Source organism: Pseudidiomarina terrestris, assembly GCF_030466405.1.
Lineage (GTDB): Bacteria > Pseudomonadota > Gammaproteobacteria > Enterobacterales > Alteromonadaceae > Pseudidiomarina > Pseudidiomarina terrestris.
In genome coordinates this window covers 17575-31281 of sequence record NZ_JAGGJF010000002.1, presented here as the reverse complement: position 1 = coordinate 31281, position 13707 = coordinate 17575, and the positions used below count along the sequence as shown (strand labels likewise).

Here is a 13707-nt window from a genome sequence, read left to right as displayed (position 1 = left end):
CATCTCTAATCTGGTCTGACCTCATAGTTTATTACAAATTTTAGCGGGTTCATCCCAAGAATTAAACTCTTGTTTTCGGTACAGTGCATATTAGAGTATAGACACACGCTACCACTTTAGAGGTCAACATGGCTGCTGAACAGTTTCAAAGCCTACGCAATTACCTGGATAGCCAAGTTTTAGGGCAACCAGAGTTCACCGAAAGTTTGCTCATTGCGGTGCTTGCCGACGGCCATTTACTGGTTGAAGGTCCACCAGGATTAGCCAAAACGCGAGCTGTAAATGCTTTGGCAAAAGGTATTGAAGGGGATTTCCACCGGATTCAGTTCACCCCTGATTTGCTCCCTGCGGATTTAACCGGTACCGACATCTACCGCCCAGAGACCGGTGAGTTCGTTTTTCAAAAGGGTCCCCTGTTTCACAATGTGATTCTTGCTGATGAGATTAACCGCGCCCCGGCCAAAGTACAGTCGGCGTTGCTGGAAGCTATGGCCGAACGCCAGATCAGCGTTGGCCAAACCACCTATCCGCTAACCGAGCTGTTTATGGTGTTAGCCACTCAGAACCCACTTGAGCAGGAAGGAACTTATCCGTTACCCGAAGCGCAGTTGGATCGTTTCTTAATGCAGCTTAATCTCGACTACCCTGCGGCAGATACCGAGCTTGATATTCTGCGCCTGAACCGCGGTGAAGAGCTCCACGGTGAAGTGGCCATGCCAACCCCGCTGCAACAAAACGATATTTTTAAAGCGCGTAAAGAAGTCCTCGAAATTTTTATGGATGAGACCGTTGAGAACTATCTTGTGCAACTGGTCATCGCCTCACGTCAGCCTGAGCATTACAATGACGATCTGGTGCGCTGGCTCAGTTACGGTGCGAGTCCGCGGGCGACCATTGCTCTGGATCGCTGCGCCCGCGCAAAAGCATGGCTGGCTGGACGTGATTTTGTCACTCCTGATGATATTCAGGCGGTATTCCCGTTGGTGATGCGACATCGTATTATTCTGAGCTATCAGGCTGAGGCTGATGGCATTACCGCAGACAAGGTCCTGCAGGTTATTCTACAAGAGGTTGCCACACCCTAAGCATATGACGTTGTATCAAACTCCTGAACTTAATCCCAAAACTCACTAGAGGCCGGTGATTCTAAACATGACGCAAACGCAGGAATGGCTCCAGCAGTGGCATAGTAACGGTGTGCAAGTCGGCACTGCGGAACTGATGTACTACCGCAGCAAAATCGGTGCCTTTGCCCGCCATCGCCGGCTGCATCCACCCAAGGCACAAACCGGGGCATTACTCAGTAAGACCCGTGGCCGCGGCATGGAGTTTGATGAAGTGCGCCATTATCAGGCGGGTGACGACGTCCGGGCAATCGACTGGCGGGTCACCGCACGCACCGGCACACCGCATACCAAGCTGTTCCGCGAAGAGCGGGAACGGCCAGTGATGTTTATCGTCGACTTCACCCATAGCATGCATTTGGGCAGCGCGCTGCTACTGAAAAGCGTCCAGGCCTGCCATATTACCGCAGCCATGGCCTGGCTGGCCTCCCAGCGCGGTGATCGCGTTGGTGCCCTCATTGGTCATCCGGCACGGCATCAGGAAGTTCGGCCGCAAGGCAGACAGCATGGGGTATTGCGCATCCTGCATGCGTTGGTCGAGTTGCAGAACGAGAGTCTGGCTGCCTGGCAACAAGGTCAGCAGACTTCGGAACCCGTCCTTGATGGCTTATTGCAGCGTGCGCAGCAAGTCGCAAAACCTGGGACTATCATTCATGTGATAAGTGACTTTTCCCAATTTACCGAACACACCATCTCTTTGCTGCAGTCCTTGCAGCGCCACTGCTCAGTGCAAGCGGTGCAATGCCTGGACCCAGTTGAAACCGCCCTGCCTGCGCAGCTGGAACAGCAGGACGTGGCCCTGACCGATGGCCGAAAATCCTGGCATTTTGCTGCTGGCGACAACGCTGCGCGGCAACACTACCGGGATAACGCCATGCAGCAACAACAGCAGTTGCTCAAAAATTTGCAACAGCTCAGCCTTGAGCTGCATCAGTTCAGTGCCGCCGATGCGATTGAGAACCAGTGGCCGGAGGTCATGCGATGACAGCACCTGAACAACTCCACGATATTATCCTGCCGCCCGCCGCCAGCTGGTGGCCGCTTGCGCCCGGCTGGTACGTGCTGGCGGTGGTATCAATCATTACTGTGGGCCTGCTCACCTGGTTGGCGGTACGTAGTTATCGGCGCCGGCGGGTACGCCGCGCAGCACTCACTCAACTGAGCCCGTTGCTGCCCTTGAACAGCACCACTTTGCTGCTTAAACGCGCGTGTTTGGGTTACTATCCCAGCCCCGCTATCGCAGGACTTACCGGCTCGGCATGGCGTGACTTCCTTCTGCAGCAACTTAGTTCTTCCCAGGCAGCGCGCTTTGTCGACCTACTGGTAGAGGTGGAACATGCGGCCTATCAACCGACTGACGACGAGGCCCCGCGCCTACGTAACGAGTATTATCAATTTGCCCGCTTCTGGATGATGCATGCACTACCGCCATCCTCGACGCAGCTCACTGTTGAGGAGGCCAAATGATCGAATTCGGATGGCCATGGTTAGCGCTGGCCTGGTTACTTGGCCCGCTATTGTGGTGGCTGCGTCGCCCCCAACAACGGCAATTTTCAACCCTGCGTGTGCCACATTTGGCACAGGCCAGCAGCCAACCGGATCCGGCCGCACGACAGTGGTGGTCAGCACTGCTCGCTATTTTAACCTGGACGCTGTTGGTTGCCGCTGCCAGCCGTCCACAGTGGTTAGGCGAACCCGTACAGATCCGCAGCGAGGCCCGGGAGATGGTGTTGGCAGTGGATCTCTCCGGCAGTATGGAAATCGCAGACATGCGCATTGATAACCAGGAAGTGAATCGCCTGACCATGGTTAAACATGTCGTCAGCGACTTCATCACCCGCCGCAAAGGCGACAAGCTCGGCTTGATTTTATTTGCCGACACAGCTTATGTGCAGTCGCCCATTACCTATGATTTGCGCACCGTTGAACAACTGTTGAGTGAAGCCCAGTTGCGCTTGATCGGCGAGCGAACTGCTATTGGCGATGCCGTGGCGCTGGCGGTGAAACGTTTTCGCGATAACGAGCAGTCGAACAAGATATTGATCCTGCTGACCGATGGCCAGAATACCGCCGGTAATGTATCCCCCGGACAGGCACGGCAACTCGCTGCTTATTACGGCGTTAAAATTTACGCCATTGGCGTTGGCGCCGAAGAAGTCCTGGTCGACAGTTTTTTCGGGCAACGCAAAGTTAATCCGAGTCGGGATCTGGACGAAGACATGCTGCGCGGGCTTGCTGAGGCCACGGGTGGCGAGTACTTCAGAGCGCGCAGTACAGAGGAACTGGAGGCCATCTACGAAACCCTCGACCGCTATGAGCCGGTCACCGGGGATGAACAACTTCGACGGCCACAAACCGAACTCTTTTACTGGCCTGTCGGCGCAGCATTGCTATTGCTGTTGGTCCTGTGTCTGGCCAAATTAGCCGGTCGCCGCAGCAGGGGGGCGTTCTGATGCCGCTTGAGCAGATACTGGAACAGTTCCACTTTTTACGCCCTTGGTGGCTCACGGCTTTGCTACCCGTAGCTATCATTACCTGGTTGCTTTGGCGTCGCGCCCACCGAGCCAATGGCTGGCAGAGCGTGATTGCTCCGCACCTGGCCCAGGTCTTGGTCGTTAGCCAGCAACAAACACAACGCAGCGCGCTCCGTTGGAGCTTGCCGCTAGCCTTAGTCGCCCTGGTGCTGGCCGGAGCGGGTCCCAGTTGGGAACGGATTCCACAGCCAGTCTACCAACTCAATGCGGGGCAGGTAGTGGTGCTGGATATGTCGTTATCCATGCGCGCAACGGATGTGCCCCCTAACCGGTTGACGCAAATGCAATACAAGGCCATGCAACTCACCGATGAGCACCTCGATGGTGAAACCGGCCTGATCGCGTACGCCGGCGATGCCTACGTCATTAGTCCGCTGACCGCCGATGCGAGTAGTCTTGGTAATCTCATTCGCGCGTTACGGCCCGAAATCATGCCGGAACTTGGTAGCTATCCGCTGAGTGCCCTGCAGCTGGCAGACCGGTTACTTCGTGAAGCAGGCTATGCTGAGGGCGATATCTACTGGTTCACTGACGGTATTGATACTCGCGATCAACAGGAACTTACCAGTTTTGTTCGTAACCATCCGCACCGTTTGGCTGTGCTAGCCGTGGGCACCGAGCAAGGCGCGCCGATTGAACTTGAGGATGGCAAGCTGTTACGTGATCAAGGTGGCGATGTGGTGATTCCGAAAATGACACCAGCACGCCTCGAACGGTTAGCACAACTGAGTAACGGTCGTTTCGCCGAGTTGCGTCAGGATCAGCAGGACATTATTTATTTGAGTGGTTTACCGCCGCTGTCCCGCGATGGTAAAGACCGTGATGACCAGCAGGGCGATACCTGGTACGACCTGGGTCCCTGGCTGGTGTTGTTCGCATTGCTGGCAATGCTGCCGTTGGCGCGCCGGGGTGTACTCTTTACTGCCTTATTTAGCGTTATTTGTGCCAGCCAATTGGTGCTGGTGCCGCCGGCGGCAGCGCAAAGCTCCAGCGAAGGTCTGAGCTGGGACGAACAACTATGGCAGACGCCCTACCAACACGCCGATGAAGCGCTGCGTAATGAAAACTATGAGCGCGCGGCAAGAATCGCTGAAGACCCCTGGCAGCGTGGTGCCGCGAACTACCGCAATGGTAATTACGAACAGGCGGTGGTGGACTTTTCCCAAGTCGATAATCCCGCAGGTTTCTATAACCAAGGCAACAGTCTGATGCAGCTCGAACGGTTTGATGAAGCGGCGAATGCCTATCGGGAGGCACTTGAGCGTGACCCCGATTTTGCCAAAGCGCGGGACAATCTCGCCTTAGCGGAACAAGCTGCAGAAGAACAACAACGCCAGCAGCAACAGCAGCAAGGCGAAGGTCAGGGGCAACAACAGCAGCCCCAGCAACAAGAAAACGCTGATGGCGAACAAAATGATGCGTCACCATCGGGGACTGAACAAGCGCCGCAACAGCAGGAGCCAGAGCAGGCCTCAGAGGGCGAACCGCAACCTCCGGCAGAGCCGCAGGCCGGAGATGCTGACCCTGAAGCGGAAGCTCAGGAGGGCGAACCTTTACCCGGCCAGGAAGGTGAGGCAGACCCGTTAAGCGAAGAACAGCGACAACAAATGGAACAGTGGTTAAACCGTATCGAAGACGACCCTGCTTATTTGTTGCAACGAAAAATGCTTGAAGAAGCCAGAAAGCGCCGTACCCAACAACGTCAGCCGCAAGGAGTTCAAAAACAGTGGTAGTTTATCGAAGCAAAATTTTCTCTGTGCTCACGGTAATGCTGCTTGCAGCTCTGCTGTCAGGTCAGCCCGGTATAGCGCAGCCCGCTGCAGCTCCTGAGGTAGCTATCAGTGTCGACAAGAATCCTATCGCTGCAAATGATACCTTCATTCTTACCCTCACTGTCGACCAGCTGGTCAATGACAGCGAATGGCGCCCGCAAGATGCATTACCAAACCTGCAGGTACTGGGCAGTTCCAGCAGCCGCAGCACGCAAATAATTAATGGTGAAACGTCCGAACAGACCACCTTTAATACCATCATACGTGCACCCAGTGACGCCGGTAATTACACTATTGGCCCCATTGAACTGCTCGGCACACGCAGTAATTCCATTGAGCTCGAAGTACTCTCTGCCGCACAAAGCGATCAGCTACTGGATCAGCGCAAGGCTTTTATGCGCGTTGAGCTGGCCCGGACAGAACTTTACGTGCAGGAACAGGTGCAGCTAACAGCCAAGCTTTATCTCGCCGCAAACTTACACAGCGGTAACATCATCCCGCCAAAACTCGAGGACGCAGATATCCGCCAGGTAGGCCGGGATAACGAGTCCACAGAAATCATCAACGGCCGCAAATTTCAGGTATTTTCACGTAACTTTGTGGTCATTCCGCAACGCTCCGGCGAGCAGGTCATTCGGGGACCGCTGTTTCAGGGGCAAATTAACGTCAACAGTAACCGTACGCTGTTTCCCTCCTTCTCTTCGACCGAGTCGATCACGACCGCCGCTGAGGACCTGGCGATTACGGTCAAACCTATACCGGCCAGCTGGCCGCCGCAGAGTAACTGGTTACCGGCTGAGATCGTAACCCTTTCTCTGAGTGTCGGCAGTGAAGGTAGTAAACAGGATGACACCGCCCAGCAGCAGTTTACCCAAGGCGAGCCCATTAATCTGACCTATCGTCTGACCGCTGTTGGGCCGTTGCCTGACCAGCTGCCGCGCTTAGATGAACTGGTCGCTTCGCTGGCCATTGACGGCGCCAGTATTTACCCCGAGGCGCCTGAGTCTGCGGTGAATCAACGTAACGGCCGGATGGTTTCGCAGCAGACAGTGCGCGTTGCTATTATTCCTCATCAGGGCGGAGAGCTGGTCATTCCCGCTCTGCCAATTCTTTGGTTCAATACGCAACTGCGTGAGCAAGACCGCGCCACGGCGCCGGCACAGCGCTTTAGCATCGTTGCAGCCAGCAATGCATCACAACTTGCGGCACCGGCAGAGCCTCCAGCCACGTCCGCGCAAACCACAAAAGAACCAGCCCCTGTACCGACGTCCGAAGTTGCAGGAACAGAACGGCTAAAGCGCTGGCAGATCCTTACCGTGGTCTTTGCCGCACTTTGGTTAATCACCTTAATTTGGATGTTGTGGTTGCGCCGCGCTAAGCCGTCAGCGGTAACCACCGAGGCCAATCCTGAAGGTGCCGGGCAGCAGCAAGAATTACGGGCCATCAAGCATGCCTGTATGCGCGATGATGCGGCAGCGGCTGAACTACTGTTGAAGCGCTGGGTACGCGCACGCACTGGCGCAGATAACGCCCAACTCACGCAGCTGGCGAACACACTGGACCATGCACCCTTACGCAGCCAGCTTGAGCATTTACAGCGCTGTCGCTTTGCTCCTGGTCAACATGAGTGGCATGAAGGAAAAGCTTTGTGGCGAGCCTTACAGGCCGCATTAAAAGCGGCTGATAAAAAGGATAGCAGCGGTAAACCTGTTAACGACCTGCCCGACCTCTATCCCAATTAAAAAAAACGCACACGCTGAAGTGACCCTCAGCAGTGTGCGTTTTCTACTTTCTGCATAAACAGCCGTCAGTTAGCTGACGGCGTCTAGCAAAGATAACTACTCTTCTTCATTGCCTGAGTTGAGTAGAATTTCAATCTCAGCATCACTTCGTAGCGCTTCAATAACAGCCTGATACATCTGTTGCATGTAGTTGTTCTTTAACTGTTCCTGAAGCTGCGTCGTACGCGCTGGATCAACCGAGCCCTCGCTCACACTACTCAATACCACCACCACGACGTTACCGCTGGCGGTAGTGGCTGTATCGACATTGACAGAACCTTCTGCCGGAGCCGCCATGGAAAATAATGACTGCACAACTGCGCGCGGTAACCCTGTGGTTTGCCGTGATACCTCAGTTACTGGAGTAAATTCCACCGAGTTCACAGGTTCACCGGTACGTACTTGGGTCAGCACTTCGTCTGCAGCTTGCAGGGCAAGCTCTTGCGCTTCTTCACGGCGCACGTTTTCAGCGACCTGCTCGCGTACTTCGGACAATGGCTGCGTGCTGGCAGGTTTATGATCGATAACGCGCACCACCACAGATTCGGTGTCACTGATTTCAATCAGATCGCTGTTCAGCTGCTCGGCAATCAGGTCAGCACTGAAAACTTCAGCCAAGACTGCTGGAGAGCGCATCACTGCCGGGGCATTTTCACGGCTGAACCAATCCGTCCGCTGAACCTCGATACCGAGGTCTTCAGTTACCGGAGCAAAAGTATCCGGAATCTCGAAGGTCAGCTCGGTGACATCCTGCTGCAATTCATAGTAACGCTGCTTCACGCGCTCTTCACGCAAGTGAGCGACAATCTCGTCACGAACTTCAGCCAGAGGCGTTACTGAGCCCGGCTTTTTATCGGTAAGCTTGATGATGTGGTAACCAAAGCTGGTCTCCACGACGCCAGTGATATCGCCCACACTCTCAAGAGCAAAAGCAGCTTCTTCGAAGTCAGCGTCCATGGTGCCCGGCTCAATCCAGTCCAGATCACCACCTTGCTCACCTGAGAAGATATCGTCTGAGTGCTCTTCAGCTAAGGCGGCGAAATCCGCACCCTGCTGCAGCTCTTCCAATAATGCCTGAGCTTCAGCAGCAGCTGCTGCCTCATCGTCGCCGGCTTCGATTAAAATGTGCGAGAAACGATACTGCGGCGCTTCAGAGTAACGACGCTCATTACCTTCGTAGAAAGCTTGCACTTCCTCTTCAGTCACTTCGATCTCTTCGGCAATGGTTCCGGCATCCACCAGCACGTAGGCAACTTTGACTTGTTCAGGGATCGCGAAGCGTTCGATATTCTCGTTGTACCAGCTCTCTATCGCAGTATCGGTCACCTCGACCTGGTCCAGGTAATCAGCAGTCGTGAGCTCAGCAAAACGGCCGCTACGCAACTGTCCAAGGACACGTTGGGTCGAATCCACCTCACTGGGTAGTACGAATTCGCTGTCGACCAGCCCCTGCACAAACTGCTGGGTCACTAAGTCACGACGAATTAAGGCAGCAAAACCATCAGGCGTGTAGCCAAGGCTGCGCAAGGTAGTTTGATAGAGGTCATTGTCGAACTGGCCGGCGACTTTAAAGCTGGAGATATCACGAATCGCCGCTTTCACTTGCGCCGGTGACGCGCGCAAGCCCTGAGCCTTAGCCGCCTGCTCTAATAATTTTTGATTGACCAGGTCGTTCACCACTCGAGCACGCAAGTTTTGCGTGTAGCCAGGGTCTCGAGCCAGCTGGTCGTAAAAATCGCCAAGCTGCTGCTTTTGACGACTGCGCTCATTTTCCACTGCACGTTCAAACTCTACCTGGGTGATTTCTTCGCCATTCACCAATGCCACCGCCGGCTCAGGTTGGTTAGCAATGTAGCCACCAATCCCTGCCAATGCGAACGTCAGTGCGATGAGAACAAGGAAAATCTTGACCCAAAGGCTCTGTGACCCTTCACGAATCCTGTCCAACATAATTCTATTAACCTCAAAAAGTGTTCGATTTTTTTACCGCGCATTATTCTATCCCATAACGCGGAAAAAAAAATAACCCGAAGACATGCTTCGGGTTACTTTCGCTATTCGCTGGCGGAACGGACGGGATTCGAACCCGCGACCCCCGGCGTGACAGGCCGGTATTCTAACCAGCTGAACTACCGCTCCGCAGTGATTAGTTTACTGAGTCTTTCAGTGCTTTACCGGCTTTGAAAGAAGGCACTTTCGCCGCAGCGATTTGGATAGTCTGGCCAGTTTGTGGGTTACGACCCGTGCGAGCTGAGCGCTCACGTACACTGAACGTACCAAAACCTACTAGTGCAACTTGCTCACCCTTTTTCAAAGCATCAGTTACCGCTTCAATGAAAGAGTCCAGAGCACGTCCAGCAGCAGCTTTTGAAATTTCTGCTCCCTCTGCAATTTTGTCAACTAACTGAGACTTGTTCACAGTATCATCCCCTTAGATTGTTATTATCAGATTTTTGCATGGTTCCATTTGCATTTTGAATGGGCCAGCGAAGGTTATAACAAGCCTGAACACTTCGTTCAAGCAGTTCAACAGGTCCCCGACTACATTTACGTATCCCTGTCGTTCAAGTGGTATGTCAGAGCTATCGTTAGGTTTTGTCTGACCAATCACTTTGACTCTAGGCTACCACAAGAATTTCTATTGAGAACCCTTTTTCACAAATTTTTTGACGAAAGAATGCGGCCTGCAGCGATGTTGCTGGCTCAGAGGCCGCATTTTTCCGTTTTAATGGCTCTTTTTCGTCTCGGGTTGGCGTTCCAGCGCGACCTGAAGCACTTCGTCGATCCACTGCACCGGTTGTATGATCAGATCGCCCTTCACGTTGTCACTGATCTCCTGCAGGTCACGTTCGTTATCTTTCGGGATCAGCACATGCTTAATACCGCCACGGTGTGCCGCGAGTAACTTCTCTTTCAGACCACCAATCGGCAGTACTTCGCCACGCAGGGTAATTTCACCGGTCATCGCAACTTCCGCCCGCACGGGGATTTTCGTTAGCGATGACACCAGTGCTACGGCCATAGCCGTACCCGCACTCGGGCCGTCTTTAGGCGTAGCGCCCTCAGGTACATGCACATGAATATCCCGCTTCTCGTGGAAATCATCGGCAAGACCTAACATATCCGCACGGCTGCGGACCACGGTCAAGGCCGTCTGAATCGATTCCTGCATGACATCACCAAGGGAGCCCGTGGAAGTGATTTTCCCTTTACCGGCGACGTTGGTCGCTTCGATGGTGAGCAAGTCGCCACCGACTTCGGTCCAGGCCAGGCCGGTCACCTGACCAATCTGGTTTTTCTCTTCCGCTTTACCATAATCGTATTTTTGCACGCCCAGATAATCTTTCAGATTGTCGGCGTTGATTTCGACTTTCTTAATGCGTTTATCCAGCACGATCTTCTTCACCGCTTTGCGGCAAAGACGTGAAATTTCGCGCTCGAGGTTACGCACCCCAGCCTCACGGGTGTAGTAACGGATGATGCCGATGATGGCGTCATCTTTGATAGTTAACTCTTTTTCTTTCAAGCCATTACGATCCAGCTGCTTGTTCAGCAGGTGACGCTTGGCGATGTTGAGCTTCTCGTCCTCGGTATAGCCAGATAGACGAATCACTTCCATACGATCCAACAAGGGCGCAGGAATATTCATACTGTTCGAGGTCGCCACAAACATCACATCAGAAAGGTCATAATCAACTTCCAGGTAATGATCATTGAAGTTGATGTTTTGCTCCGGGTCTAATACCTCGAGCAACGCTGATGCAGGGTCGCCCCGCATATCTGCTGCCATTTTGTCGATTTCATCAAGCAGGAACAACGGGTTACGCACGCCGACCTTGGCCATTTTCTGAATCAGCTTACCCGGCATTGAGCCAATGTAGGTGCGTCGGTGGCCGCGGATCTCGGCTTCATCGCGAATACCGCCCAACGCCATACGAATGTATTTACGACCCGTGGCCTTGGCGATGGACTGCCCCAGCGAGGTCTTTCCCACACCTGGGGGTCCCACCAGACACAGAATCGCGCCACGAACCTTGCTGGTACGTTGCTGTACTGCTAAATACTCAAGGATTCGTTCTTTGACCTTCTCCAGACCGTAATGGTCGGCATCCAGTATTTTCTCGGCATTGGCTAAATCTTTCTTGATTCGCGAACGCTTTTTCCATGGCACGGAAACCATCCAGTCGATGTAGCCACGCACAACCGTCGCTTCAGCTGACATTGGTGACATCATTTTTAGCTTCTGCAGTTCGGCGCGGGTTTTGACTTCCGCTTCCTCAGGCATTTTCGCTTCCTGGATCTTATTTTCCAGCGCTTCAAACTCGTCCGGGCCGTCTTCCATTTCCCCAAGTTCTTTTTGAATGGCCTTCATCTGCTCATTCAAATAGTACTCGCGCTGGCTTTTCTCCATTTGCTTTTTAACCCGCGTACGGATGCGCTTCTCAACCTGTAGCAGGTCGATCTCGCCTTCCATTAACGCCATCAAAAACTCAAGCCGTTCCCGTACCTCAGTAATTTCCAGTACTTTTTGCTTATCATTCAGCTTTAACGGCATGTGCGCCGCCATAGTATCGGCCAGCCGATCTGCTTCCTCGATACCCGACAATGAGGTCAGCACTTCCGGTGGAATCTTCTTGTTTAGCTTCACATAGCCTTCAAACTGATTCACCGCTGAGCGAATCATCACTTCTTCCTCTTTCTCCGGCATCGCTTCCGAATCAAGGTAGTGCACTTTCGCCCGGAAAAAGTCTTCATTCGCTTCAAAGGAATCAATCTCGGCACGTTGCGAGCCTTCAACCAGAACTTTTACGGTTCCATCAGGTAGTTTCAGCAGCTGCAGGATATTAGCCACTGTACCTATGCTATGGATGTCTTTTTCTTCGGGTTCGTCGATGGAAGCATCTTTCTGAGCTGACAGGAAAATTTGTTTGTTATTCTCCATGGCCGCTTCCAGACAGCGAATCGACTTATCGCGACCCACAAATAATGGAATGACCATATGCGGGTACACCACTACATCACGCAGTGGTAAAACAGGAATACTCAGGTGTTCGACCCGTTCTTCGCTCATATATGTCTCCAGGTTCAATGACGTCATGTCAGATTTAGTTATCTTACCCTCTAATATGAGGTCATACAGATAAAGTTCAATGTTTTGCACAAAAAAAGGGCCTTAATGGCCCTTTTTGCATAAAGATCAATCTAAATGGAGGGATTATTCACCTGAGGCTTGTCGATCCTGCTCCTGATTTTGATAGATCATAATCGGATTAGATTCACCGGTAATCACTGACTCATCAATCACCACTTTGGCAACATCATCCGTGGACGGCAATTCGTACATGGTGTCCAGTAGCACACCTTCTACGATAGAGCGCAGACCCCGGGCACCGGTTTTCCGGTTCATGGCTTTACGGGCAATTGCCCGCAGCGCATCATCACGAAATTCCAGCTCGACGCCTTCCATTTCGAACAGTGCAGCATACTGTTTCGTCAGCGCGTTTTTCGGCTCTTGTAAGATTTGCACCAGCGCATCTTCATCAAGCTCTTCCAGCGTTGCTAGTACTGGCAAACGACCGATAAATTCGGGGATCAGACCATATTTGACCAGATCTTCCGGCTCTACCTGCTTGATCAGGTTCGCCATCAAGGCTGTGGTTTTATCTTTCACCTGAGCGCCAAAGCCGATGCCGCTGCCAACACTGACCCGCTGCTCGATAACCTTATCCAGGCCGGCAAACGCGCCGCCACAGATAAACAGGATTTTCGAGGTATCCACCTGCACAAATTCCTGCTGCGGATGTTTGCGACCGCCCTGTGGTGGAACCGCTGCCACCGTACCTTCAATCAGCTTCAACAGCGCCTGCTGCACACCTTCACCCGATACATCACGGGTGATCGACGGGTTATCTGACTTACGTGAAATCTTGTCGATTTCATCAATGTAGACAATACCGCGTTGTGCTTTCTCAGCATCGTAATCACACTTCTGCAGCAGCTTCTGAATGATGTTTTCAACATCTTCGCCGACATAACCTGCCTCGGTCAGGGTGGTTGCGTCCGCCATGGTGAATGGAACATCCAGGAAGCGTGCCAGGGTTTCTGCCAAATACGTTTTACCAGAACCGGTCGGACCAATCAGCAAAATGTTACTTTTACCAAGTTCAACGTCGTCCTTGCTGGCTTTGCCCGAGCTTTGCAGACGCTTGTAGTGGTTATAAACCGCCACTGCCAGAACGCGCTTTGCAAATTCCTGACCTATGACATACGCATTCAGGTGGTCACGAATTTCTTTTGGTGTCGGCAAGCGATCGGAGCTTTCTTGCGGCGCAATATTCTGGATCTCTTCTTCCAGAATGTCATTACACAGCTCGACACATTCATCACAAATAAAAACTGAGGGCCCAGCAATTAACTTGCGAACCTCGTGCTGACTTTTCCCGCAAAAGGTACAAAACAATGGCTGATCGCCATTACCTTCGGTTTTATCAGTCAT

At 53.0% G+C, this 13707-nt stretch carries 10 protein-coding genes and 1 tRNA gene; 6 read left to right on the top strand and 5 right to left on the bottom strand.

What is annotated here, in order from left to right; genetic code table 11:
* Window positions 1-128: 128 nt before the first annotated feature.
* The 6 genes from J6J34_RS04320 (at window position 129) to J6J34_RS04295 (ending at window position 7172) form a co-directional block, all read left to right on the top strand.
* The gene (locus tag J6J34_RS04320) at window positions 129-1085 is read left to right on the top strand and encodes an AAA family ATPase (protein WP_301719896.1); all 957 of its coding nucleotides are present in this window, start codon (window positions 129-131) and stop codon (window positions 1083-1085) included.
* Between the two features lie 67 nt (window positions 1086-1152).
* Window positions 1153-2109, top strand: a complete 957-nt coding sequence (locus J6J34_RS04315; protein ID WP_301719895.1) for a DUF58 domain-containing protein — start codon at window positions 1153-1155, stop codon at window positions 2107-2109.
* Window positions 2106-2591 carry a DUF4381 domain-containing protein gene (locus J6J34_RS04310; protein ID WP_301719894.1) on the top strand — a complete coding sequence of 162 codons (486 nt, stop codon included), beginning with the start codon at window positions 2106-2108 and terminating at the stop codon, window positions 2589-2591. Before J6J34_RS04315 ends, J6J34_RS04310 begins: the two co-directional genes overlap by 4 nt.
* The gene (locus J6J34_RS04305) at window positions 2588-3577 is read left to right on the top strand and encodes a vWA domain-containing protein (protein ID WP_301898550.1); all 990 of its coding nucleotides are present in this window, start codon (window positions 2588-2590) and stop codon (window positions 3575-3577) included. Before J6J34_RS04310 ends, J6J34_RS04305 begins: the two co-directional genes overlap by 4 nt.
* The gene (locus tag J6J34_RS04300; RefSeq protein WP_301773697.1) at window positions 3577-5391 is read left to right on the top strand and encodes a VWA domain-containing protein; all 1815 of its coding nucleotides are present in this window, start codon (window positions 3577-3579) and stop codon (window positions 5389-5391) included. The genes J6J34_RS04305 and J6J34_RS04300 overlap by 1 nt, the downstream gene beginning before the upstream one ends.
* Window positions 5385-7172 (top strand): BatD family protein, encoded by a 1788-nt coding sequence (locus J6J34_RS04295; RefSeq protein ID WP_301898549.1) that lies wholly within the window; start codon window positions 5385-5387, stop codon window positions 7170-7172. The genes J6J34_RS04300 and J6J34_RS04295 overlap by 7 nt, the downstream gene beginning before the upstream one ends.
* A 96-nt stretch (window positions 7173-7268) precedes the next feature.
* Here the strand turns inward: J6J34_RS04295 and ppiD are convergent, their stop codons facing one another.
* The 5 genes from ppiD to clpX form a co-directional block, all read right to left on the bottom strand.
* Window positions 7269-9161: a peptidylprolyl isomerase gene (gene ppiD, locus J6J34_RS04290; protein ID WP_301898548.1), complete on the bottom strand. Its 1893-nt coding sequence runs from the start codon at window positions 9159-9161 to the stop codon at window positions 7269-7271.
* Between the two features lie 112 nt (window positions 9162-9273).
* A tRNA-Asp gene (locus tag J6J34_RS04285) sits at window positions 9274-9350 on the bottom strand.
* Window positions 9351-9357: 7 nt separating this feature from the next.
* Window positions 9358-9630: a nucleoid-associated protein HU-beta gene (gene hupB, locus J6J34_RS04280; protein ID WP_034773817.1), complete on the bottom strand. Its 273-nt coding sequence runs from the start codon at window positions 9628-9630 to the stop codon at window positions 9358-9360.
* 306 nt (window positions 9631-9936) lie between these two features.
* Window positions 9937-12282, bottom strand: a complete 2346-nt coding sequence (lon, locus tag J6J34_RS04275) for an endopeptidase La (protein WP_301719889.1) — start codon at window positions 12280-12282, stop codon at window positions 9937-9939.
* Window positions 12283-12426: 144 nt separating this feature from the next.
* The gene (clpX, locus tag J6J34_RS04270; protein ID WP_301719888.1) at window positions 12427-13707 is read right to left on the bottom strand and encodes an ATP-dependent protease ATP-binding subunit ClpX; all 1281 of its coding nucleotides are present in this window, start codon (window positions 13705-13707) and stop codon (window positions 12427-12429) included.